20 protein-coding genes and 1 pseudogene are annotated in these 24,033 nt (G+C 71.9%); 10 read left to right on the top strand and 11 right to left on the bottom strand.

The genetic code is table 11. The annotated features are described in order from the left end of the window. The first annotated feature begins 11 nt into the window (after positions 1–11). The 4 genes from OG700_RS36585 to OG700_RS36600 all read left to right on the top strand — a co-directional run bounded on the left by OG700_RS36585 (position 12) and on the right by OG700_RS36600 (position 5,824). Entirely contained in the window at positions 12–812 is an 801-nt protein-coding gene (locus tag OG700_RS36585; RefSeq protein ID WP_405621235.1) for a sugar phosphate isomerase/epimerase family protein, read from the top strand. Further along, entirely contained in the window at positions 809–2,245 is a 1,437-nt protein-coding gene (locus OG700_RS36590; protein WP_405621237.1) for an MGH1-like glycoside hydrolase domain-containing protein, read from the top strand. Before OG700_RS36585 ends, OG700_RS36590 begins: the two co-directional genes overlap by 4 nt. After that, the gene (locus OG700_RS36595; RefSeq protein WP_405621239.1) at positions 2,242–4,173 is read left to right on the top strand and encodes a glycogen debranching N-terminal domain-containing protein; all 1,932 of its coding nucleotides are present in this window, start codon (positions 2,242–2,244) and stop codon (positions 4,171–4,173) included. The genes OG700_RS36590 and OG700_RS36595 overlap by 4 nt, the downstream gene beginning before the upstream one ends. Positions 4,174–4,258: 85 nt before the next feature. Then, complete coding sequence (locus OG700_RS36600; RefSeq protein ID WP_405621241.1) at positions 4,259–5,824, top strand: PLP-dependent aminotransferase family protein; 1,566 nt, start codon at positions 4,259–4,261, stop codon at positions 5,822–5,824. Between the two features lie 210 nt (positions 5,825–6,034). Here the strand turns inward: OG700_RS36600 and OG700_RS36605 are convergent, their stop codons facing one another. After that, the gene (locus OG700_RS36605) at positions 6,035–7,798 is read right to left on the bottom strand and encodes a hypothetical protein (protein ID WP_405621243.1); all 1,764 of its coding nucleotides are present in this window, start codon (positions 7,796–7,798) and stop codon (positions 6,035–6,037) included. A 349-nt stretch (positions 7,799–8,147) separates the two neighbouring features. On the opposite strand from OG700_RS36605, the pseudogene OG700_RS36610 reads away from it, so the two are divergent. Both OG700_RS36610 and OG700_RS36615 read left to right on the top strand, forming a co-directional pair. Then, a pseudogene (locus OG700_RS36610) lies at positions 8,148–8,543 on the top strand (hypothetical protein); the annotation flags it as partial. 396 nt (positions 8,544–8,939) lie between these two features. Beyond that, entirely contained in the window at positions 8,940–9,344 is a 405-nt protein-coding gene (locus tag OG700_RS36615; protein WP_405621245.1) for a nitroreductase family deazaflavin-dependent oxidoreductase, read from the top strand. Between the two features lie 147 nt (positions 9,345–9,491). On the opposite strand, the gene OG700_RS36620 is transcribed toward OG700_RS36615, so the two are convergent. After that, entirely contained in the window at positions 9,492–10,379 is an 888-nt protein-coding gene (locus OG700_RS36620; RefSeq protein WP_405621247.1) for an LLM class F420-dependent oxidoreductase, read from the bottom strand. Positions 10,380–10,587: 208 nt separating this feature from the next. On the opposite strand from OG700_RS36620, the gene OG700_RS36625 reads away from it, so the two are divergent. After that, on the top strand, positions 10,588–11,571 hold the full coding sequence (locus OG700_RS36625) for an FkbM family methyltransferase (protein WP_405621249.1): 984 nt from the start codon (positions 10,588–10,590) through the stop codon (positions 11,569–11,571). A 141-nt stretch (positions 11,572–11,712) separates the two neighbouring features. Here OG700_RS36625 and OG700_RS36630 read toward each other — a convergent pair whose 3' ends face one another. Together OG700_RS36630 and OG700_RS36635 are read right to left on the bottom strand one after the other, a co-directional pair. Next, positions 11,713–12,057: a hypothetical protein gene (locus OG700_RS36630; protein WP_405621251.1), complete on the bottom strand. Its 345-nt coding sequence runs from the start codon at positions 12,055–12,057 to the stop codon at positions 11,713–11,715. 166 nt (positions 12,058–12,223) lie between these two features. Next, a complete protein-coding gene (locus OG700_RS36635; RefSeq protein ID WP_405621253.1) occupies positions 12,224–13,414 on the bottom strand; it encodes a S8 family serine peptidase in 1,191 nt (396 codons plus the stop codon). Positions 13,415–13,600: 186 nt separating this feature from the next. On the opposite strand from OG700_RS36635, the gene OG700_RS36640 reads away from it, so the two are divergent. Next, positions 13,601–14,599 (top strand): GlxA family transcriptional regulator, encoded by a 999-nt coding sequence (locus tag OG700_RS36640; protein ID WP_405621255.1) that lies wholly within the window; start codon positions 13,601–13,603, stop codon positions 14,597–14,599. After that, entirely contained in the window at positions 14,596–15,201 is a 606-nt protein-coding gene (locus OG700_RS36645; RefSeq protein ID WP_405621257.1) for a DJ-1/PfpI family protein, read from the top strand. Before OG700_RS36640 ends, OG700_RS36645 begins: the two co-directional genes overlap by 4 nt. On the opposite strand, the gene OG700_RS36650 is transcribed toward OG700_RS36645, so the two are convergent. Both OG700_RS36650 and OG700_RS36655 read right to left on the bottom strand, forming a co-directional pair. Further along, positions 15,171–16,355, bottom strand: coding sequence for a homoserine O-acetyltransferase (locus tag OG700_RS36650; RefSeq protein ID WP_405622242.1), 1,185 nt, complete (start codon positions 16,353–16,355; stop codon positions 15,171–15,173). The two genes, OG700_RS36645 and OG700_RS36650, sit on opposite strands and share 31 nt — an antisense overlap. Then, on the bottom strand, positions 16,352–17,713 hold the full coding sequence (locus OG700_RS36655) for a bifunctional o-acetylhomoserine/o-acetylserine sulfhydrylase (protein ID WP_405621259.1): 1,362 nt from the start codon (positions 17,711–17,713) through the stop codon (positions 16,352–16,354). The genes OG700_RS36650 and OG700_RS36655 overlap by 4 nt, the downstream gene beginning before the upstream one ends. Positions 17,714–17,996: 283 nt before the next feature. Here OG700_RS36655 and OG700_RS36660 point away from each other — a divergent pair, with 283 nt between their 5' ends. After that, positions 17,997–18,485 carry a beta-class carbonic anhydrase gene (locus OG700_RS36660; RefSeq protein WP_405621261.1) on the top strand — a complete coding sequence of 163 codons (489 nt, stop codon included), beginning with the start codon at positions 17,997–17,999 and terminating at the stop codon, positions 18,483–18,485. Positions 18,486–18,538: 53 nt separating this feature from the next. Here the strand turns inward: OG700_RS36660 and OG700_RS36665 are convergent, their stop codons facing one another. The 5 genes from OG700_RS36665 to fusA all read right to left on the bottom strand — a co-directional run bounded on the left by OG700_RS36665 (position 18,539) and on the right by fusA (position 23,655). Beyond that, a complete protein-coding gene (locus tag OG700_RS36665; protein ID WP_405621263.1) occupies positions 18,539–19,462 on the bottom strand; it encodes an alpha/beta fold hydrolase in 924 nt (307 codons plus the stop codon). 96 nt (positions 19,463–19,558) lie between these two features. Continuing rightward, on the bottom strand, positions 19,559–19,921 hold the full coding sequence (locus OG700_RS36670; RefSeq protein WP_405621265.1) for an MmcQ/YjbR family DNA-binding protein: 363 nt from the start codon (positions 19,919–19,921) through the stop codon (positions 19,559–19,561). After that, on the bottom strand, positions 19,914–20,618 hold the full coding sequence (locus OG700_RS36675; protein ID WP_405621267.1) for a DNA polymerase ligase N-terminal domain-containing protein: 705 nt from the start codon (positions 20,616–20,618) through the stop codon (positions 19,914–19,916). Before OG700_RS36675 ends, OG700_RS36670 begins: the two co-directional genes overlap by 8 nt. 33 nt (positions 20,619–20,651) lie before the next feature. Continuing rightward, positions 20,652–21,119 carry a DUF5709 domain-containing protein gene (locus OG700_RS36680; protein ID WP_405621269.1) on the bottom strand — a complete coding sequence of 156 codons (468 nt, stop codon included), beginning with the start codon at positions 21,117–21,119 and terminating at the stop codon, positions 20,652–20,654. A 400-nt stretch (positions 21,120–21,519) separates the two neighbouring features. Continuing rightward, complete coding sequence (gene fusA, locus OG700_RS36685) at positions 21,520–23,655, bottom strand: elongation factor G (protein ID WP_405621271.1); 2,136 nt, start codon at positions 23,653–23,655, stop codon at positions 21,520–21,522. Between the last annotated feature and the right edge of the window lie 378 nt (positions 23,656–24,033).

The raw sequence follows: 24,033 nt of genomic DNA on the forward strand, positions 1-24,033 counted from the left end.
AAGGTTCCCCGATGCTCAAGACCGCCTGCCAAGAGCAGCTGCTGCCGGGGGAGACCCTTCAGCAGAAGTGGGACTTCGCGCGTGACGCCGGATTCGACGGGATCGAACTGCGCGCCAGGGGCGACCTCCACTTCCAGGAACGCCTCCCCGAACTCCGCGCCGCCCGCCGCGACGGCGTCGTCATGCCGACCGTCTGCGTCGACATGCTCCACTTCTTCGCGGCCTTCGACGCAGACCTGCGCCGCGACGCGATCGCCCAGCTCAAGTCCCAGCTCTCCGTGATCGCCGAACTCGGCGGACTCGGCGCCCAGACCCCGGCGTCGTACGGCATGTTCTCCCGCCGCCTCCCCCCCTTCGAGCCGCCGCGCGGCGCCGAAGAGGAGCGCGCCGTACTGCTCGACGGGCTCACCGAACTCGGCGAACACGCGCGCAGGGAAGGGGTGTCCCTCTTCCTGGAGCCGCTCAACCGGTACGAGGACCACATGGTCAACCGCCTCGACCAGGCAGCAGAGTTGATCCGCGCCGTCGGCCTCGACTCGGTCCGGATCGGCATCGACAGCTACCACATGAACATCGAGGAGGCCGACCCGGCGGGTGCCATCCTCGCCGCCGCGCCCTACATCGGTCACGCGCAGGTCAGCGACTCCAACCGGTTCCAGCCCGGCGCCGGCCACCTCGACTGGCCCGCCTGGCTCGCCGCGCTGCACTCCATCGGCTACGAGGGCTACCTCGCCGTCGAGTGCCGGCTGACCGGTGACCCCGTCGAAGCCGTACGCTCCATCCCCACCCTGCTGCGAAGGTCGGGGGCATGACGGCCACCACCGCCGGCCCGCCCGCACCCCCCGGCACGGGTGCGTCCGGGACCCGGACCGGCCGCCGGGCGGCCCTGCGCGCCGCGGCGTCGCGCGTGCTGCTCGCCAACTGGACCGGCACCTCCACGGTGCCCTCCCACACCCTCTATCCGCACCAGTGGAGCTGGGACTCGGCCTTCATCGCCGTCGGGCTGTCCCGCCTCTCGCCCCGCCGGGCCCAGCGCGAACTCGAAACGCTCCTCGGCGCCCAGTGGGACGACGGCCGTATCCCGCACATCGTGTTCAACCCGGCCGTGCCGCTCGACGCCTACTTCCCGAGCCCCGACTTCTGGCGCTCCAGCACCGCCGGAGCCACGGCCGGCGCGCCCCCGGACATCGAGACCTCCGGGATCGTCCAGCCGCCCGTGCACGCCCTCGCCGCATGGCTCGTTCACGAGAGCGACCCCGAGACGTCCGGGCGGCGCGGCTTCCTTGAGCGGGTCTACCCGCGCCTGACCGCCTGGCACAGGTATCTGCACACGAACCGCGACCTCGGCGGCGCCGGCCTCGCGTCCGTACTGCACCCGTGGGAACCGGGCATGGACAACAGCCCTTGCTGGGACCGGCCGTTGGAGCGGGTCGACCCGGCGCCCGCCGCCTCGTTCCGCCGCGCCGACCTCACCCACGGCGACGCGGCCGACCGGCCCACCGATCTCGACTACGGCCGCTACGTACGGCTGGCCACCGACTACCGCGAGCGCGGCTACGCCGACACCGACAGCAACGCCGATGTCGACACCGGCACCGACGTCGGCACCCGCGCGCCGCACGGCTTCGTCGTCGAGGACCCCGGCTTCAACGCCTTCCTCATCGTCTCCGAACACGCCCTGGCCGCCATCGCCGTGACACTCGGTCAGGAACCGCGGCCGCACCGGGAACGCGCCCGCGCCCTGACCACCGCCCTGGTGGAGCGCCTCTGGCACCCCGAAGCCGGCCTGTTCCTCTGCCGCGACCTGCGCACCGGCACACCCATCGAGGAGAAGAGCGTCGCCGGCCTGCTCCCACTGCTGGTACCGGACCTGCCCGACGACGTCGTGGAGGCGCTGCTTCGCACCGCGTCCGGCGAACACTTCGGGCTCGGCTCCACCACGGCACTCGCCCCCAGCTACGACCTGCGCGGCCGCTCCTTCGACTCCTCCCGGTACTGGCGCGGACCCGCCTGGTTCAACATCAACTGGGCTGTCGAACGCGGACTTCGGCAGCACGGGGCGCTCGCACGCGCCGACGACCTGCGGCACGCGATCCTCTCCTCGGCCGGTGCCTCCGGCTTCGCCGAATACGTCGACCCGCGCACCGGCCGGGCCCGCGGCACGACCGACTTCAGCTGGACCGCGGCCGTCGTCCTGGACCTGCTGGCCCGCACCGAGGAGCCGGGGGAGGGCGGGGACCGATGAGCACCGCACCCCAACTCCTCGTCCACGCGGGTACGTTCGCGGCACTCGACGGCAGCGGCGACATCACAGGCACCCGCGGCGGCTCGCCCGACGGCCTGTTCGTCCGCGACGCGCGCCACCTCAGCCGGTGGCGGCTGACCGTCGACGGCGCCGTACCCACCGCCCTCGTGCCCGGCGACTCCGCCGGGGGCACGACGGCGGTGCTCACCGCGAGCAGCACCCGCGACGAACCCTCCGGCTGGACGCTGCTGCGACGACAGGCCCTCGTACAGGGCCGGTTGGTGGACCGCGTACGGATCATCAGCAACATCGCCCAGGACACCACGCTCGCCGTCACCGTCGAGGCCGACGCGGACTTCGCCGACCAGTTCGAGCTGCGCGGCGACCGCCGTACGTACGACAAGCCCGACGCCGGCCGGGACATCCACACCGTCCCCGGCGGCATCGAGTTCACCTACCGGCGCGTCGGCTGGCGGTCGTCCACCACGGTCACCGCCACCCCCGCGCCCACCGCCGTCACCGGCCGCGACACCGGCCGCGACCTCACCTGGCATCTGCCGCTGCCCGCCCACGGCAGCGCCGAACTCACCCTGACCGTCACGGCGCGTGCCCACGGCGCCGCCGAACCGCCGCCCGCTCCGAGCAGTCCCGAAGAGGCCGAGGAGCACATACGGCGCGACGCCGCGCGGCTGCGGCCCGTTCCCGCGCTCCCGGCCGACGACACCCCGCTCGGCCGGGCGTGCGCCCAAGGACTCGCCGACCTCGCGCTGCTGCACATCCCGGCCACCGGTCCGGACGGCGAGGAGTTGCGTGTCCCCGGCGCCGGAGTCCCCTGGTTCCTCACCCTGTTCGGCCGCGACTCACTGCTCACCTCGTTCTTCGCGCTGCCCCACCTGCCGCACATCGCCGAGTCGACCCTCCTGGCGCTCGCCGCCACCCAGGCCACCACCCACGACCCGGCGGCCGTCGCCCAGCCCGGCAAGATCGTGCACGAGATCCGCCACGGCGAGCTGTCCCACTTCCGGCAGGTCCCGTACGGGCGTTACTACGGCTCCGTCGACAGCACCCCGCTCTTCGTCGCGCTCCTCGCCGCCCACGCCCGGCAGACCGGCGACCCCACCCTCGCGCGCCGCCTGAAGCCCCACGCCCGCGCCGCCGTCCGCTGGATGTTCGGACACGGCGGCCTCGCCCGGCACGGCTACCTCGTCTACGCCGGCGACCCCGGCGGCCTGCTCAACCAGAACTGGAAGGACTCCGCCGGCGCGGTCTGCTTCGCCGACGGCACCCAGGCCACGGGCGCCATCGCCGTCGCCGAGGCCCAGGGCTACGCGTACGACGCCCTGCGCGGCGCGGCGACCCTCGCCCGTACGGCATGGGACGACCCCGTCGAGGCGGACCAACTGGACGCGGCGGCGGACGATTTGCGGGCCCGCTTCCACGACGACTTCTGGATGCCCCGCAGCGGCTTCCCCGCCCTCGCCCTCGACGGAGCCGGGCGCCAGGTCGACGCGCTGGCCTCGGACGCCGGACACCTGCTGTGGTCGGGCATCCTCGACGACGAGCGCGGCCGGATCGTCGGCCGCCGGCTGCTGGAGCCCGACTTCTTCTCGGGCTGGGGCATCCGCACCCTCGCGGCGGGCCAGGCCCCGTACCACCCGCTCTCCTACCACCGCGGCTCCATCTGGCCGCACGACAACGCCGTCATCGCGCTCGGACTCGCCCGCCACGGACTGCACGAGCAAGCCGCGCGGGTGAGCGGCGGGCTCCTCGACGCGGCGGCGGCACACGGCCACCGGCTGCCCGAAGTCATCGCGGGCCACGCGAGGCAGGACGGCCACGGACTTATCCCGTACCCGCACTCCTGCTCGCCGCAGGCATGGGCGGCGACTACCCCGCTGGCCCTGCTCACGGCCCACCGGGCGGGATAGGACGCCCTGAGCCGATCGCCGCGTGGCCCGTCCGACGATCGAGGACCGACACGGTACGCGGTAACCCCCCACCCATAATGGCTTCATGCACAGGCCCCACAGCCAGCCACCAAGCAGGTCCGTAACACCGCGAACCGAGGTGTACGGCGCGGACTTCCTTCAGCTCACGGTCGACGACGCGCCGAAGGGCGAACTCTCCGGCTGGCTCGCCGGACAGCTACGGCGCGCGATCTCGGACGGGCGGCTGCCGGTCGGGAGCCGACTGCCCGCCACCCGCACCCTCGCGGCGGAGCTGCACGTCTCGCGCGGCGTCGTCACCGAGGCGTACCAGCGGCTGACCGAGGACGGCCATGTCGCCGGCCACGGCCGAGCGGGTACGACCGTCGTCGCCGCACCCGTGTCCGTGCCCGAACGACGCGCTCCCGTACGGCAGTTCGGCGCGCCGCCCACCACGACCACGGGCACGGCGGCCCGGACACCCTTCACCGACCAGCCCGGCCCGGACGTCTTCGACGTCGTACGCGCCACCCCGGCGCGCGTCGACCTGAGCCCCGGCGTCCCCGATCTGGCGTCCTTCCCGCGCGCCGCCTGGCTGCGCGCCGAACGCGCCGTACTGGGCACCCTCGCCGCGTCGGACTTCGGCTACGGCGACCCCCGCGGCACCCCCGCGCTGCGGCAGGCCGTCGCGAACTGGCTCGCCCGCAACCGGGGCATCACCGTGGACCCCGGACGGATCGTCGTCGTCGCGGGCACCGCGCAGACCCTGGGCCTGCTCGCCCAGGTACTCACCCGCCACGGGATCTCCGACGTGGCCGTGGAGGACCCCGGATCGCTCGGCGCCCGGCAGCACCTCCGCCACTGGGGCATGCGCACCCCACCGGTCCCCGTCGACGCCGACGGAATCCGTGTCGACGCGCTGCGCGCCGACGGCGCCCCCGCCGTACTGGTCACCCCGGCCCACCAGTTCCCCACCGGAGTCGTCCTCGGCGGCGAACGGCGCCGCGAACTCATGGCATGGGCGCAGGACGGCGGACTGATCATCGAGGACGACTACGACGCCGAACACCGCTACGACCGGCCGCCGGTCGCCGCACTGCGATCGATGCTCGCCGAGCACGTCTGCTACGCCGGAAGCGTCTCCAAGCTGCTCGCCCCCGCGCTGCGCGTCGGCTGGGTCGTCGTGCCCGCCGAGTACCACGACGCCCTCGTGGACGCCAAGCGCTTCACCGACCTCGGCAACGCCGCACTGCCCCAACTGGCCCTCGCCCACCTGATGGAGTCCGGCGAGCTGGAACGCCTGCTGCGCACGCTGCGCCGCCGCCACCGTGCCCGCCGCGACGCGATGATCGCCGCCGTCGCCGAGCACCTGCCCGGCGCTGTCGTACGGGGAGCGGCGGCGGGCCTGCATCTGACGGTCACCTTCGACGCGCCAACGACGGGCGGCGGCGTGACGGACCCCGGCATCACCGACACCGCCCTCGCCACCGCCGCCCTCGCCCACGGCGTCAAGGTCCAACCCCTGTCCTGGCACAGCCAGACACCCCAACCGCCCGGCCTTGTCCTCGGCTACGCGGCGAGTACCCCCACCGCCATCGCCGACGGCATCGCGGGCATCGGCCGGGCGCTGCGGTCGGTCTGGGGCGTGTTGTGACAGTAGCGCCGTCCGCCCGGAGGGCGGGGCCGACGGCGTCTGGTGCGGTGCGTCGCAAGGCGGAGGGATCGTGCTCGCACTGGAGGTACTCGGATGCCTTCGAAAACGCTGTCAACGAAGCGAGGTGCCGTGCCAGGCGTCCCGGGCCCCCGAAGATCCACCGGACAGACCCTAGCCGCGAATCCCGGCCGGCGCTCCCCGGCCACCGCACTACCGGGACAGCAGCGGCTCCAGCGGGTCCGCCGGCCGGATGTCGTCGAACGGGCCCGTCTCGACCACGTAGGAGCAGTACGTGTACGAGTAGCCGGAATCGATCGACATCCCGTCCGTCGTGCTGGTCACGTCGTCGGCCGAGTCCCCCGAGTGCTTCAGCAGGAAGTGGTAGTCACCCACGGGCAGCCGCAGTGTCTTCTTCGGGTAGCCCTTGCCGGAGCCCTTGCACGCCTTGTCGGCCGCGACGGAGCTGGAGTAGTTCTCGCAGCCGTCGCACGCCTTGATCTTGATCGTCCCCGTCACGGGTCCCGTGTAGAGGATCTCCACCGCGTCCGAGGCGTCGTTGCTGATCACCACCTCCAGCCGGGCACCGCCGGGAGCCTTCTCCGGCGGCAGACGCTTGCCGGCCGCCCCGCGCTCGGCGGCGATCTCGGCGGCGATCGCGATCTCCCTCGCCCGATCCCCGCGGTCGCTGGCCTTGTACGTGGACCTGAACGACGTCAGCGTCTCCAGGGCCAGATCGAAGTCCTTGTCCTTGAACTGGTCCACGCCGCAGGAGTACGTCCCGCTCTCCACGGCCGACGCGGCGGCCTTCTTCAGGGCGGCGGTGTCCGTCTCGAAGGACTTCACCATCTCGGAGATGTTCTCCAACTCCGTGGTGGTCGTGCACGGATCGGCGCCGTCCAGCTCTCCGGCGCGCTGCTCTATCGCGGTGTCGACGGCCGGCTTCACCGCAGCCGCCTGAGCCGACTTCGGGAACGTGGAGATGAGTTCGGCCAGTTCACCCCGGTCCGTGCCCGACCGGTCCGGCGCAAGACCCGCCTTCCCGCACTCCAGGAGCGAGGTGGCCAACGGCTCGTCGGGCCACGTGGCCAGCTTGCCGAGTAGCTTGCCGTCGACGGAATCGGGCACGTCACGCAGGTACTTGAGAGGGGCGACGGCCTCGCAGTACTCCTTGTCGGCGTACGGGCGCGAGACGGCGTCGTAGAACGTGGCCAGTCGCTCGGGCACGAGCTTGCCCGCCCTCGAACCCCCCTCGTTCTCGCCGAGTTCACGGTAGACACCGAGGGCGGAGGCGTATCCGGCGGTCTTGTCCTTCCTGTCGCTGTCGCGCAGCGCCTCGACCTGCTTGTCGGCCTCGGCGAGCCTGCCGAGCAGCATCCGCTGCACGGCCTCCTTCCGCTCCGAGTCGTAGGCGACCGCGCCCCCCACCGGAATCGCGAGCAGTACCAGAGCCACGGCGACGGCCACGGCGGGCCGCAGGGCGGGGAGCATCAGCGGCGCTCGCGGGGCCGGATGCCGCACGCGCCGCGCACCGTCGAGGGCCGCGCCGATCAGCACCAGGGCGTACAGGGCGACAACAAGGCCCGGTGCGCCGTCTGTGTCGGCCGGCAGCACGAGGAACAGGAGCAGTCCGGTCGCCACCAGGTTGAGGGCGAGCCGAACCCAGTCGCGGATCAGGACGTAACCGAGCCCGAGTCCCGTGAGGTTGAGGAGCGCGACGGCGGCGACATGCCCGGAGGGAGCCGGAGGGCCGGCGGGCGGGGGAGGCGGCGGCGTCGGCGGGATAGGTGGACCGAAGGCCGGAGGCTGGGCCGGCGGTGCCGCGGGCGGCGTCGGGGGCGGTGTCAGCGGTCGCGCCGGGACCGAAGGCGGTACGGCGTCGGTGGGTTCGTCCGCGCCCCTGCCCGCGCTCGCGCCCGGCCCTTCACTCCCGTCCGGACCCGTTCTCTTCTCGTCACTGTCTCTCCCCGTCGCCATGTGCCCCCCTGGTGTCCTGTGCCGCAGCGTTCCGCTGCTACTCCATACAGTGAACGTCAAGGTCGGTGCGGTGCAAGGCGGTTGGGGGACGACCACCGCGTCCGCCGGGGCCGGGCGGGGTTCCGCGCTCCGCGCGGAATTTCGGCCAGGAGAGGGATTAACACCCTCGAACTCTGGCCAGAATGATGCCGTGACAGTGAGTCGGCGAACTACATAATAACAAGTCGGGGCGCCCCAGAAGATCATTCATTCTGCTCTCCGGGAATCGCCCCGTCACCGCGCACCTTCACCACTCAGCATTACGTCCCAGGCCATCGGGCCACCAATGAACGGCGCGAGGAGAGCGGCCGTGCATGATGAATTCCTGTGCCATGTCACCGCCTACGGTGTCAGTGGCGGCGAGCGGATAGGCGTACCCCTGGGAACGTATCGCGCACCCACTCTGTCACTTGCACTGTGGTGGTTACGGGACCGCGCGACCTGGATTGCCGAACGCCTCGATCCGAGCCCCGACAATGAGAAATTTCCCGCGCGGGCGCTCGCCCCTCTGGCGGACACCGTCCCCGACGTACCCCAGATGCTGCGGGCCTGGCGCGACAATCAGGCCCATCAGGACCGCGTCGCGGAACATCTGGCGGCGGGTCACCTCATTCGCGTCGCCACGCGCGACGAAACCACGGAATACGAACTCCTCGCGGAATCCGTCGACGCGCTGCGGATGGACCGCGCCAGCCCTTCGCTGATCGACGAAACGGAAATCCGGGACAGTTACGAGGACGCTTACGCCGACGCCCGCACGCGCGGACGCACTCCCGTCACGCCGGCGCACGAGCGCGAGGGTGAGTACGGTTACGCGTACGCATACGTAAAGCCCTCGGAAGTCCCCGGGAAATGGCGTACGTGGGAAGACTCCTTCGCCGACACGTTGCAACTGGGCCGACCGCCCCGGTAATCGCGGGACAGCCGCATCGGAATAACCGCCTTCGCACCGCCGTTCACCGTGTCACACACGCGGCGCGCGGTGCGCGCCGCACAACGGCCGCCGTCGCCCGGACGTTGCTACGGTCGGCTTCGCACGGGCTCCAGGCGTTCCCAGGCGGGCGCCACGGGCCGAGCGAGACCCAGTAAGGAGAGACGGCAGATGCTGTTCGGCAAAGAGCACGTCAAGCGCTACCAGGAGACCGACGGCGAGGTGGGACACGAGTGGGAGAACGGCACGACCACGCTGATCCTCACCACCACCGGCCGCAAGAGCGGCGAGCAGCGCAGCACCCCCCTCATCTACCGCACCCACGGCGACGATCTGCTGGTGGTCGCCTCGAAGGGCGGCGACGACTCGCCTCCCCTCTGGTACCTCAACATCCAGGCGAACCCCGAGGTCCATGTGCAGGTGAAGGGCGACCGCTTCACCGCCCGGGCGCGCACCGCGAGCCCGCAGGAGAAGCCGGAGATGTGGCGGCGGATGGCCGAGGTCTGGCCGGCGTACGACGAGTACCAGACCAAGACGGACCGGGAGATCCCGGTGATCGTCCTGGAACGCGTCTGACCGCTCCGGCCGCCGGCGTGGTCTTCGCTTCCGTGAAGCCGCTCGCCCCGCGAGCGTGGTACCGCACCTCGCCGCGTTGCCGGAGTCATCCATGTACGTCCGGTGCCGACGTCAACACGTCGGCACCGGTTGGTTGGTGACGGTACGTCAGACGCGCGGCGGCAATTCCAGCGCCTCGGCCAGCGTGCGCCACTGGGCGAGCGGCAGATCCTCGCCCCGGTCGCCCGACAGCACCTGGATGGCCACGTGGTCGGCGCCGGCGGCCAGGTACTCGTCGACACGGGCACGCACCGTCCCGGGGTCGCCCAGCGCGAAGAGCGCGGCCAGCAGTCGGTCGCTGCCGCCGTCCGCGAAGTCGCCCTCGGCGAAGCCGAGTCGGAGCAGGTTGTCGGTGTAGTTGGGCAGTTGGAGATACATCGACAGCATCCCGCGCGCCACGGTCCTGGCCCGGTCGATGTCCGTGTCGAGTACGACGGTCAGCTCCGGCGCGAGGAGCGCGTGCGGACCGAGCGTCGCGCGTGCCTGTGCCGTGTGCTCCGCCGTGACGAGATAGGGGTGGGCGCCGGCCGCCCGGCCGGCGGACAGCTTCAGCATCTTCGGGCCGAGCGCGGCGAGGACGCGCCCCGAAGCGGGCACCGGATCGGCCGCGGCGTCCAGGGCGTCGAGGTACTCGACCATGGCCGAGTAGGGCCGTGCGTAGTTCGGGTTGAATCCGCCGTGGCTGACGCCCAGTCCGAGGACGAAGCGCCCTCCCGCGTCCTTCTGGATCCGCGCCGTCCGCTCGGCGACGGCCTGTGCCGTGTGCTCCCAGATGCTGAGGATGCCGGTCGCGACGGTGATGTGCCGGGTCGCCCGGACGACGGGAGCCACCTGGTCGAGCGAGGGGCTGCCGCCCATCCAGATCGTCCCGTATCCCAGCGCGTCCAGCTCGGCGACCGCCGCCGAGACCGCCGAGAGGCCGCGGGGGTCCGAAGGGTGCAGGGCCGAACTCCAGATACCGATCCTGCCGAAACGTGCGTCGTTGTCAGAGGGCATACCGCAAGCTAACCCGTGCGCGGGGCTGCCGCCCCGGCACCGCGCCCGCCCGCCGGCGGCCGCGGCCCGCCTCTGCCTCGTGGTCTCGCGGGCTCGCGGTGCGGACGGGATGGTTCCCCCGCGTTCACCACGTCAACATCAGCCGCTCACCCGGTGTCGACACCATCGGCCTACCCGCCCGGCCGCCTGGACGACATCAAGGAGCCCCGTGAAGATCCTCCGCAAGATCGCATCGAGCGCGAGCAACGGGAAGCGGCGGCCGGGCCGGCCGGCCGGTGCGCCGACCGGGACTGGGACTGGCACCGGGACCGGGACTCCCACCGGGACCCGGATCCGCGATCTCGACGAGGCGAACCGCCGGACGGCACGGGAGGCGGCACGCGTCAGGCCGGTCACGACCTCCGACATCATCACCACGCACCGCAAGGGCTTCCCGCACCACGGCTGGGTCGAGATCGACTGCGACCACTGTCCGCCGTTCGTCATGTTCTGCGCGAACGACGAGGCCGTCGCCCTCGACACCGTGTGGAACGGCCGCTTCGGCTACGAGCCGGCGAGCCTGCACCACTGGAGCCGGCTCGCCGCCACCAGCCGTACGATCCTCGACGTCGGCGCGCATGTCGGCTACTACGCGATGATCGCGTCTCTCGCCGCCCCCGAGGCCACGGTGCACGCCTTCGAACCGGTGCCGCCGATCCACGCCAGGCTGGCGGTCAACCACCGGGCGAACGGTCTGCGGAATCTCGTGCTCCACCAGAACGGGGTCTCGGACCGCGCCGGGACCGCCGACATCAACATCCGCTTCCCGCTGGCGAATCTGCTCTCCACCGGCTCTTCGCTGGAGGACTTCAGCAAGCCGGTGGCCAGTTCGTTCACGACCCGCGTCCGGCTGCGCACCCTGGACGAGACGCTGGGGGAGACCCCGGTGGACCTGATCAAGATCGACGTCGAGGGCCATGAGCCGGGTGTCCTGGCGGGAGCGCGGCGCCTCATCGGGCGCGACCGTCCCGTCATCATCCTCGAAGCCCTGCACAAGACGCTGCTCGGCAGGCTCACCGAGCCCTTCGCGGGACTCGACTACACCTTCCGCTGGATCTCGGAGTCCGACGGCCGCCTCGTCCCCGTCACCGGCGACCGTCCCGAGAAGAGCCGCAATCTGATCTTCACGCCGAGGGAGCGGGAGTACGCCTGACGGGCCACGCCGTACGGGTCCGCACATGGCGCCGCCCCGGCACGAGCGGTGTCGCTCGTGGCGGGGCGGCTGGTCGGCGGACCCGGCCGGGCTCAGTCGGCCGGCCGGGTCCGCCGGTCAGTGGTTCGGTCGGTCAGCCAGTCAGCTGAAGACGACCGAACGGACCTTCAGGCGCTCGGAGGCGTGGCCCCCGTTGGGCCGGAGGGTGAAGTGCGGGCCTTCACAGTCGACACCCGCGAAGACCGTCGCCGTGGCGTCGGTGTTGTTGCGGGGGGAGTGCGCCGGCGCCGTACGCGCGTTCTCGACCTCGGGCAGCGTGATGCACTCGCGGCTCTGCGGGTTCATCAGACCCGATGTCTGCGCGATGCCGGCCCGGTTGTAGTGCTGGTAGGTGAAGTCGCCCTGGGCCGCGCCGGCCGAGGCCGGCAGGGTGATGACGAGGGCGAGGGCGCCGACGGTGGCGGCCACACTGGTACGAAGTCGCACAGCAAACTCCTTGTGGTGCGGGTGGGGGTGGAACAGGTCGCCGAAAGCCTGTCCCGGCTCGTGCGGATGTTCTCCGAACGACCCGGTTCATCCCTCGAACAGCGGCCTGCTGAATCGCTTCTTCGTGCGCCATGTGGGTCCCCGCCCGGCTGTCGGCGCCGTACGGTCAGAGCCCGTCGGTGAACAGCAGCCGGTTCGGCGAGCCGTCGCTGACGGCGGACAGCCGGTTCTCCGTGGCCGAGCCGTTGAGCCGGGCGGCGACCTCGTCCACCGTGGCCTCCGGGTGCGCTGACTTGTAGAGCGCGGCCACACCGGCGACATGGGGAGAGGCCATCGAGGTGCCGTTGAGGGCGGTGCTCCCGCCGCCGAGCTTGGCCGACACGATGGCGGCGCCCGGCGCGTACAGCGACAGGCACTTCCCGTGGTTGGAGAAGCCGGTCTGCTTGTCGTCCTTGTCGGTCGCGCCGACCGTCACGACGCCCTCGGCCGAGGCCGGCGAGACGGTGCAGGCGTCCACCGCGTCGTTGCCGGCGGCGATGACCGGCAGGACACCCTTCTTCGACAGGGCGGTCGTCGCGCTGTTCACGGCGACGGACTTCGGGCCGCCCAGGGAGCCGTTGAGCACGGCCGGCTGCTTGGCGTTGCCCGCCACCCAGTCGAAGCCGGCGAGAATCCCCGACCAGGTGCCCTTGCCCTTGCAGTCCAGGACGCGGACGCTCACCAGGTCGGCCTCGGGAGCGACACCGTACGTACGGCCCGCGACCGTGCCCGCCACATGCGTGCCGTGCCCCTGACAGTCCTTGCCCTGCTGCCCGTCCCCGACGGCGTCGTAGCCCGGCTTGGCGCGCCCGCCGAACTCGTCGTGACCGAACTCGATGCCCGTGTCGATGATGTACGCGGTGACACCCTTGCCGGTGCCCCGCGCGGTGTACTCGCCGTCCAGCGGCAGCGCCTGCTGGTCGATCCGGTCCAGGCCCCAGGACGAGGCGGGGACCCGGCTGTTCGCGGGAGTGGTCTGCAGCGCCTCGACCACGGAGTCCTGCTCGACGGCCGTCACGCCGGGCGTCGTCCGGACGGTCCTGAGCTGGGCGGTGCTGAGCTCGGCCGCGAACCCGCGCAGCACGCTCGTGTACGTGAACAGGGGCTTCACCCCGGCCCGGTTGAGCAGCTTGTTGGCGTCGAAGGCGGCGTCGATGGACACGATGTAGCGGTCGACCAGCGGCGTCGCCGAACGGTGCAGCGGCGCGGTGTGCGGCTGGGCGGCGGCTTCCTGGGCGGTGGTGGGCAGCGGGCCGGCCGCCACCACGACCGCGCTCGTGGCGACCAGGAACATGCTGAGTTTCAGGCGATTTTTCATGAAAGGTACTCAAACATGATCGAATTATCTTGATGGGCAGGCGGGGCGGTGGTTCACCCGACCAGATCGCTCGCCGCCGGATCGCCGGCCGCCGGATCGCCGGCCGCCGGATCGCTTGGCGCATGGCGCGATGTGTGGGCCGTACGTCGTTGACGACGCGATTGCCGAAGGCCCAGGCTGGCGGACGTGCAGCAGCGACGCGTCGTCTTCGTGATCTTCGAGGGATTCCAGTCACTCGACCTCTCGGGCCCCTTCGAGGTGTTCCAGCAGGCCGGCCGGGCCGATCCCGGCTACGACTGCCGGATCCTGGCCCCCGTCGCGGGCCCGGTGCGCTCGACCAGCGGGCTGCGCGTGCACGCCGACCATGGGATCGGTGAGCTGGACCCCGCCGGGATCGACACCCTGGTGGTGGTCGGCGGCGGCGGGGTCCACGCCGCCGCGCGGGACCCCGCGCTCGTCGAGTGGATCGCCGAGGCGGCGACCACGGCCCGCCGGATCGCGTCGGTGTGCAGCGGTGTGTTCCTGCTCGCCGCCACCGGGCTGCTCGCCGGCCGCCGTGTCACCAGCCACTGGAGCCGCGACGCCCAGCTGCGCCGGGAGCATCCCGAGCTGACGGTGGACACCCGGCCGATCTTCGTCCGCGACGGACGGGTCTGGACGTCGGCCGGAGTGACCGCAGGGATGGACCTGGCTCTGGCGCTGGTCGAGGACGACCTGGGCCGCGACGTCGCCCACACCGTCGCCCAGCATCTCGTGCTGTTCCTGCGCAGGCCGGGCAGCCAGGCGCAGTTCAGCGTCCCGCTCTGGTCCGCGCAGCCGGCCACGGACCCGATCCGCACCGCCGTCTCGGCGGTCCACGCCGATCCCGGCGCGCCGCACACCCCGGCGGACCTGGCCGCACGGGCCGGGCTGAGCCTGCGTCACTTCCAGCGGCGGTTCGCCGCGGAGCTGGGGGTGGGGCCCGCCGAGTACGTGGAGCGCGTACGGGTGGAGGCCGCCCAGCGGGCACTGACCGGCGGCGACGACCCCGTCACCGCCGTCGCGCGCCGCTGCGGGCTCGGCAGCTCCGAATCACTGCGGCGCGCGTTCCACCGCCACTGCGGCGTGACGCCGACCGACTACCGCAACCGGTTCCGGTCGGCCGACTACCACGAGGGACCCATGACACAGGAGGACCACCCATGACCACGTACGGACTGCTGATCTTCGACGGCGCGGAGGAACTGGACTTCGTCGGCCCCTGGGAGGTGTTCACCGCCTCCTCCATGCTGCGCGACCAGGCCGACACCGCCGTCCTGGTGGCCGAGCGCGCCGGCCCGGTCCGGTGCGGCAAGGGTATGCGGGTGCTGCCCGACCACACGCTCGGCGACTGCCCGCCGCTGGACGTGCTGCTCGTCCCCGGTGGCCGGGGAACCCGGCACGAGGTGGACAACCCCGCGCTGATCGAGTGGATCGGCGGGACGGCCGCCGACGCAGACTGGGTCACCAGCGTGTGCACCGGCTCGCTCCTGCTGCACGAGGCCGGTCCCGCCCGTGGCCGGCGCGTGGCCACTCATCACGGATTCGAGGACGCGCTCCAGGCCCGTGGCGACGTCACCGTCGTCCGTGACGCCCGCTACGTCGTGGACGGGAATCTGATCACCAGTCAGGGTGTCTCCGCCGGGATCGACATGGCCCTGTGGCTGGTCGGCCGGCTCCACGGACGTGACCACGCCCGCGCGGTCCGCCGGTACATCCAGTACGAGCCCGCGCCGCCCTACCTGGCCGACGAGCCGCTGCCGTACTGACCCGCTTCGGCCAGCAACTCCCGCACCAGGGCGCCGACCTGCCCCGTCTCGATCAGGAAGCCGTCGTGCCCGTACGGCGATTCCACGGTCCGGGGCCGGTCGGCGCCGGGTATCGCGGCGGCCAACTCCGCCTGCTGCGCGGGGGGATAGAGCCGGTCCGAGCCGACCCCGGCGACGAGCGTCGGCATCCGTACCCGGCTCAGCGCGGCGCGCACGCCGCCACGGTCCCGCCCGACGTCGTGGCCGTTCATCGCCTCGGTGAGTGCGATGTAGCTGCCCGCGTCGAACCGGCGCACCAACTTCTCGGCGTGGTGGTCCAGATACGACTCCACCTGGTAACGCCCGCCCCGCCAGGGGTGTTCGCCCGGCTGGGGCCCGCCGCCGAACCGGGCGGCCAGTTCCGGCTCGCTCCGGTAGGTCACATGGGCGATCCGGCGCGCGACACCCAGCCCGCGGTGCGGACCGCCGCCCGGCCCGGCCCGGTGGTAACTCCCGCCCCGCCAGCCGGGATCGGAGCGGATCGCCCCGATCTGCACGGCGCCCCAGGCGATCTGCTCCGCCGACGCCGCCGCCGGACACGCGAGCACCAGCAGGGACCCCGTACGCTCCGGCCTGCTCACGGCCCATTCGAGAGCCCGCATCCCGCCCATGGAACCGCCGACGACCGCCGCCCAGCGCCCGATGCCCAGCGCGTCCGCCAACCGGGCCTCGGCCGCGACCTGGTCACGCTGCGTCAGATACGGGAACGACGGCCCCCACGGCGCCCCGCCCGGTCCGGCCGACGCGGGGCCCGTCGTGCCCTGGCAGCCGCCCAGGACATTGGGCGCGACCACGAACCACCGCCGGGTGTCGAACGCTCTGCCAGGACCGATCAGCGCGTCCCACCAGCCCGCCGACGGATGACCGGGACCGGCGGGACCGGCGGCATGGCTGTCACCGGTCAGCGCGTGCAGCACCAGCACCGCGTTCGCCCCGTCGGCGGCGAGCCGCCCCCACGTCTCGTACGCGATTCGCACCCCGGGCAGCGACCCGCCGCCCTCCAGCGGCAGCGGTTCCGCCAGGGCCACCCAGGCGCGGCGCCCCGGCGGATCCCCCTCCTGCCAGGCCCCGGTGGCCGGCGGGAGAGGGAGCGCGGTCGACCGCGCCGTACTCAGGACGCCGCCTTGGCGGCGCGGAACCCCGCTTCGAGATCGGCCTTCAGATCGTCGATGTTCTCCAGCCCCACCGACAGCCGCACCAGCCCCGGAGCCGTACCCGTGGCGGTCAACTGCTCCTCGTCGAGCTGGCTGTGGGTGGTCGACGCCGGATGGATGATCAGGCTCCGTACGTCTCCGATGTTGGCCAGATGGCTGAACAGCTCCACCGCGTCCACGAACCGCTTGCCCGCGTCGACACCGTCGCGCAGTTCGAAGGAGAGCACCGCGCCGGCGCCGCGCGGCAGGTAGCGGCGGCCCGCCTCGTACCAGCGGCTGGACTCCAGGCCCGGATGGTGCACGACGGCGACCTCGTCGCGCCGCTCCAGCCAGCGTGCCAACTCCAGGGCGTTGGACGTATGGCGCTCGACGCGCAGACTGAGCGTCTCGACGCCCTGGAGCAGCAGGAACGCGGAGTGCGGCGAGAGCGCCGGGCCGATGTCGCGCAGCAGTTGGACACGCAGCTTCACGGCGAACGCGCTCGGTCCCAGGTCCGGCCAGTAGCGCAGCCCGTGGTAGCTCGGGTCCGGGGTGTGGAAGTCCTCGAAGCGCTCGGCGTGCGCGCCGAAGTCGAAGGTGCCGGCGTCGACCACCACGCCTCCGAGGGTCGTGCCGTGCCCGCCCAGGAACTTGGTCGCCGAGTGGACGACGATGTCCGCGCCGTGCTCGATCGGGCGCAGCAGATAGGGAGTCGGCACCGTGTTGTCCACGATCAGCGGGACACCCGCGGCATGGGCCGCGTCGGCGACCGCCCGTACGTCGAGGACGTTGCCGCGCGGATTGCCGAGCGTCTCGGCGAACAGGGCCTTGGTGTTCGGGCGGACGGCGGCCCGCCAGGCGTCGATGTCGTCCGGGTCGTCGACGAAGGACACCTCGATACCGAAGCGCGGGAGCGTGTGGCGGAAGAGATTGTAAGTGCCGCCGTAGAGCGAGGTGCTGGAGACGATGTGGTCGCCGGCGCGGGCCAGCGTGAGGATCGCGAGCGTCTCGGCGGCCTGTCCGGAGGCGAGCGCCACGGCGGCGACACCACCCTCCAGCGCGGCGATCCGCTGCTCGAAGACGTCCTGCGTGGGGTTGTGGATGCGGGTGTAGATGTTGCCGGGCTCGGCGAGCGAGAAGAGGTCGGCCGCGTGCTGGGTGTCCCGGAAGACGAACGACGTCGTCTGGTAGATCGGAACGGCACGCGCGCCGGTCGTCGGATCGGGCACGGCACCCGAGTGGATCTGCTTGGTCTCGAAGGACCAGGCGGCACTGGGGTCCGGCCGGGAGGTGTCGTCGGGAGTGTGCCCCGCGGTGACGGAGTCGACGGGCTGGCTCATGGCTGGCGGCCTCGCACGGTTGAGACGGAGAGAAGAGGGGTGTGGCGGATCGCCACGGCACTACGGCGGACAGACACCGGCGCGTGCCTCTGGACCGTAAGGCCGTTCCGACAAGGCGGGAAGCGCGGCGCGGGAATGGCCACGAAGCTGAAACGAGGCGGCAACACACCGTGTTTGTTGACGGATCATTGCGAAGTTGTGGCGCGGCGGTCAGTCGTCTTCTGTGTTCGAATCTCGGCCCTCTACCGTGGCTCCGTCGCCAACTGCGGAAAGTGGGTCTGTCGTGTCCGTCACCGAAGAATTCCTCGCCAACAACACGGTCTACGCGGAGACATTCACGGGACCGCTGCGGCTGCCCCCGTCCCGCGGCCTCGCCGTCGTGGCCTGCATGGACGCCCGGCTGGACATCTACCGCATTCTCGGTCTCCAGGACGGCGAGGCGCATGTCATCCGGAATGCCGGGGGAGCGGTCACCGACGACGTGATCCGTTCTCTGACGATCAGTCAGCGGCTACTCGAAACAAGGGAGATCATCCTCATCCACCACACCCAGTGCGGGATGCTCACCTTCACCGACGACAATTTCAAGCGGGACATCGAGAACGAGACGGGGATCCGGCCGGAGTGGGCCGCGGAGGCGTTCACCGACGTGGTGGACGACGTACGTCAGTCGATTCGGCGGATCACCGCCAGCCCGTTCATCGTGCACAAGGACGCGATCCGCGGATTTGTCTTCGACGTGGCGACGGGACATCTCAACGAGGTGACGTGAACCGAATTGACGTGAAACCGAGGTGCTGCGAACCGGGGTGAAGTGACTCGTTCTCACTCCCGGTCCGTGTGGCGCAGGACGGCGGGAATCGCCGTGTCCCACACCCGGGCCGGCGGTGCCTGGTGACCGACCCCCTCTAGGGCGATCAGTCGGGCATCGGGAATCCCTTCGGCCAGCGCCCGCGCGTGGCCGAAGGGGAAGAGCGGATCCTCGGTGCCGTGCAGGACGAGCGTGGGCGCGGCCACGTCCGCCGGCCGGACCGTGACCGGCTCGTCGTCGTCCGCGAGCGCCCAGTGATTCTTCAGAGCCGCCTCGATGTTCGAGGTGCGGTCGACGGTCCGGCTCGCCGACTCCCTTGCCGCTGCCTCCTCTTCCTCCCCGAACGGCGCCGAACCGGCGAAGAGCCGGTCGGCCTCCACCATGTACGCGATCACCGCCGCGCGGTCCGACCAGTCGGGCTCGGGGGCCGGATCGGCGAACTGCGCTCGCAGCTCGTCCGACGGGGGCGGCAGTTCGGATCCGGTGGGACCGGCCGGGCTCGTGGAGACGAGCGTGAGCGTCGCGACCCGGTCGGGGTGTGCGACGGCCAGGCACTGGGCGAGGCCACCGCCCATGGAGATGCCCACCAGATGGGCCCGGTCCACGCCGAGCGTGTCGAGCAGGCCGACGGCGTCCGCGATCAGCGCGGAGAAGGTGTAGTCGGGGGCGCCGGCCGGGGAGGTGACGGACCGGCCGGTGTCCCGCTGGTCGTAGCGGACGACATGGCGCCGGCCGGCCGCGAGCCGCGCGCAGAACGCTTCGTCCCAGCCGTCCATCGAACTCCCCGCGCCACTGATCAGCAGGACGGTCGGATCGGTGGGGCTGCCGAAGGTCTGGACGCACAGGCGTACGCCGTTGGCCTCGACGAGCCGCGCGGGGCTCCGGGGTACGTCGTCGCCGGACGGGTGGTAGTCGGGGGCGGCGTCGTTCGGGGGCATGCGGGGCTCCTGTGCTCTGCGGCGTTGTTCGCCATCGGTCGTGCTCGTCGGTCGTCGTTGGTTGTGGTCGTCGGCCGTTGACGACCGCGCGGTCGATCAGTGCTCGAAGGACTCCGCGAGGTCCGCCGGGGCGGCCTGCTTCCAGGAGTCGACCAGGATGTCGTACAGCTCGCTCTCGTCCTCCAGCGCGCTCAACCGGGCCCGTACCCATGAGGAGTTGGCCTCGTGCGGCGGGACCCAGAACTTGTCGGGCTCCGCCGCGATCAGCTCCGTACGCTCGAACTTGGGGCAGCGGACGGCGAACGATGTGCCGTCGTCGGGCACTGTGACGTACATCCGCCCCGCGACGTGGAAGGTGGGGATGTTCCAGAGTTCCCTCTCCACGGTGCGCGGCAGGGACAGCGCGATACGGCGGACGTCGTCGGCGTCAAGTGCTGCGCCAAGTTCTGGGTCACGCATGGTTGTTGCCTTCGGATCGATGGACGCGGCTGCTCCCATGATCCGGCATTCGCCGCTCCCGCACACCCTGGTCCACCTGGTCCGCCCGGTCAGCCCCGTCCACCTGGCTCAGCGTCCGGCCGGTGCGCGCGGAGCGGGCACGCCGTGGGTCGGGTGTGCCGCGCCGGGCGTGCGTACTGCCGGGACCGGTCTTCTTCACCAGCAGCCACGCCTCGGCCGAGCCGTCCCGGCCGTCGCGGAAACGGGTGAGCGCGAAGGCGCCGCGCAGTTTCTGCCCGTTGAGCCAGAATGAGGCATGCCCCCTGTCCAGGGCCGCGGCGAACGCGCCGGGACCCGCGGCCCGGAGCGGGCGGTAGGTCCCCCGGTCCCAGACGATGACCGGGCCGGCCCCGTACTGACCGGAGGCGATGACGCCCTCGTACTCCCGGTACTCCAGCGGATGGTCCTCGGTGGGCACCGCCAGACGCTTGTCGCCCGGATCGGTGGACGGACCCCTCGGCACCGCCCAGGACTTGAGCACGCCGTCCACCTCCAGCCGGAAGTCGAAGTGCAGACGGCGCGCGTCATGGATCTGGATCACGAACGACGGTTCACCGGTGGGGGAGGCGTTCTCGCCGCACGGTTCGTCGGTGGCGTCGAACCGGCGCCTGTCGTGATACCGCGCCAAGCGGTCCCCGTCCGCGCTTCGATCGTCCACGGCGGCTCCCTGGGCAGCCGAGCCGGACAGGGCCTAGCCTTCGATGTCCTCGTCCGACGCGACGTGCACGGCGGCCTCCTCGGCCGACGCGGCGCCCCCGTCGATCCCGACGTCGCGGGCCGACACGTCCGAGTGCCGGCGAGGCGCGATGTCGTCCACCGGCTCCAGCCGTCCCGCCCGCGCGTCGCCCACTTCCGGGTCGATGGGCTCGCCCTCACCGTCGGGCACGTCACCGACGTCGTCGCCCCGCTCCGGACGCACCTCCGGGGTTTCCTGGACGAGCCGCCGGTCCAGGGACTCGCCCTCGCGCTGCTCCTCGTTGGTGACCCCGTACTTGTTGACGCCAAGGGGATGCTCGGGCGGGGAGTAGCCCTCCGCCATCATGTCGTCCAGCCCGGGCTCGTCCAGCACGTTCTCCAGGTCGAGATCGTCGGAGGGGGCGTTCCGCACGTCCGAGTACTCGGGCTGGTAGACATCGTCGCCTCGTGACTCGTCGGCCATGACTCGATCCTTTCCAGAAGGGGCTCCAGCGTGCGCGTGTCCGGATCGTCGTACGACGACGTCCGGGGCCGCCCCTGCGGGTGCCCGGCCCGGCTCTCGTGGACCTGGGGGGGCGGGAATCGGGGACCCGCCAGGAACATTGCGAGCGATGTTCAGAATACGCCCCAAATGTCCATGTAGCGGTTCGGGTGGGCGGGGGCAGGTCTGCCCGGGACCGCCCGGTGGCCGGTCCGTCCGCTCCGAGCGGCCCGGCAGCAGGGAGCGTGAGCGGAGAGTGAGCGCGGCCGGAGGGCGGCGCGGCGTCGAGGACGACGCGCGCCGGGGATGGCGGGGGCCTCGCCCGCGTACGCGCGTACGCGGGCGAGGCCCCCCGGGGGGCTACCGGGTCGGCGTCGGACGGCTACGTCCCCGCCACCGGGCTCGGCGCCGGCGCGTAGCCGGTCGGCCGGGCCGTGAAGGTGCCCCGGCCCTGCGTGCGGCTGCGCAACCGGGTCGCGTAGCCGAACAGCTCGGCCAGCGGCACGGTCGCGGTGACCACCGTCGTACCGGCACGCGCCGTCGAGCCTGAGACCCGGCCGCGCCGGGCCGCCAGATCGCCGAGCACCCCGCCGACGGCTTCGTCGGGGACGGTCACGGTGACCTCGACCACCGGTTCCAGCAGCACCATCGTGCCGCTCCGCAGCGCCTCGCGGAGCGCGAGCCGCCCGGCCGTTCGGAACGCCATCTCCGACGAGTCCTTCGCGTGGACGGCCCCGTCGGTCAGGGTGACCCGTACGCCGGTCACCGGGTGACCGCCGAGCGGCCCCTCGGCGAGCGCGTCCCGGCAGCCGGCCTCGACCGCCCGGACGTACTCCTGCGGTACGCGTCCGCCGACGACGGTCGACCGGAACACGAAGTCGGCCTTCGCGGCGCCGTCCGTGGCTGCATCGGCATCGGCACCGGCGTCCGGCCCGGCGTCCGGCGCCGACTCCAACGGCTCGGTGTCGATGACGACATGGGCGAACTGCCCCGCGCCGCCGTCCTGCTTGACGTGCCGGTACACCAGCCCCGACACCCCGCGCCCGACCGTCTCCCGGTAGGCCACCCGCGGCCTGCCGACGCCGATGTCCAGCCCGTGGGCGCGGCGGATCTTCTCCACCGCGACCTCCAGATGCAGCTCACCCATCCCCGACAGCACCGTCTGACCGGTCTCGGAATCGGTACGGACCACCAGCGACGGATCCTCCTCGACCAGCCGTGCCAGCGCCGACACCAGCCGGTCGACGTCGTTGCGGCCGCGCGCCTCGACCGCCACGGAGACCACCGGATCGGCGACGGTCGGCGGTTCGAGGACCAGCGGATCCGACGGTACGCACAAGGTGGCGCCCGCGCGGGCGGCCTTCACCCCGACCACCGCGACGATGTCCCCGGCCACCGCCCGGTCCACCTCCGCGTGGCGGTCGGCCTGGACCCGCAGGATCCGGCTGATCCGCTCCGTACGGCGCGTACCCACGTCCAGCACCGCCTCTCCCTTTCCGACCGTTCCCGAATACACCCGCAGAAACGTCAGCCGACCCGTGGCGGTCGAGTTGACCTTGAACACCAGCGCCGCGAACGGCCCCGCGGGGTCCGCGGTCCGCTCCTGGACCGTGCCGCCCCGCGTACCGCGCACCGCCGGTACGTCCAGCGGCGACGGCAGGTACGCGACGGCCGCCTCCAGCAGCGGCTCGATCCCCCGGTTGCGGTACGCCGAACCGCACAGCACCACGACACCCTCGCCGGTACGGGTCAGGTCACGCAGCGCGCGGACCAACGTCCGTGCACAGAGCGTCGATTCGGCGCAGTACTCCTCCAGCGCGAGCGGGTGCAGCTCCGCGACCGCCTCCTCCAGCAGCCTGCGGCGCCGCAGCGCCTCCGCCACCAGGGAGTCGGGCACGGGGCCCTCCTCGTAGGAGTCCGTACCGCCGCCGGACCAGACGAGCGCCCGCATCCGGAGCAGATCCACCACTCCGGTGAACCCGTCCTCCGTACCGATCGGCAACTGCACCACCAGCGGCGCCGGATGCAGCCGCCGGCGGATCGAATCGACGGCCGCGTCGAGATCGGCCCCGGCGCGGTCCAGCTTGTTGACGAACGCGATGCGGGGCACCCCGTGCCGGTCCGCCTGCCGCCACACCGACTCGCTCTGCGGCTCGACCCCGGCGACCGCGTCGAACACGGCGATCGCGCCGTCGAGGACGCGCAGCGAGCGCTCCACCTCGTCGGCGAAGTCGACATGGCCCGGCGTGTCGATGAGGTTGATCCGGTGACCGTCCCAGGCGCAGCTCACGGCCGCGGCGAAGATGGTGATCCCGCGATCGCGCTCCTGCGAGTCGAAGTCTGTGACGGTCGTACCGTCGTGGACCTCGCCACGCTTGTGGGTGGTGCCGGTGAGGTAGAGGATCCGCTCGGTGACGGTGGTCTTGCCGGCGTCGACGTGGGCGAGGATGCCCAGGTTGCGGACGGCGGTGAGTGGGTCGGTGGTGAGTCGGTCGGTGGTGTGCAGGTCGGTACGCACGGCCGATGGCCTTTCGGGATGATCCGTGGAAGAGGTCGACGCGATTGCCGGACGAAGCACTCCGACGCCGCGTGGCATTCCTCGTGGGCGGAGCCCAACGAGGTTGCCCGCGCGACGGGTTGACGGAAAATCAGACGTTCGTCGCGGACATCCGGTACCGGCCGCGTTGCCGGCGCCGGGCGCCGGGAGACACCAGGATCACCTCGTACCGTGCCGGGGGAACGACAACAGCGGTGCGGTAGCGCACGGCAGGTCTCCCCTCACTGGTCACGGAGCGCGCACCGCGGTGGTGTTCGCGGCGCGCGAGTTCGTGGCGAGTGTACGAGAGCGACGCGGCCGGGGGCACGGGGTTTTCTCTCGGGCCGCGCGGCTCGCGGA

The organism is Streptomyces sp. NBC_01508 (assembly GCF_045040315.1).
Classification (GTDB): Bacteria; Actinomycetota; Actinomycetes; order Streptomycetales; family Streptomycetaceae; genus Streptomyces.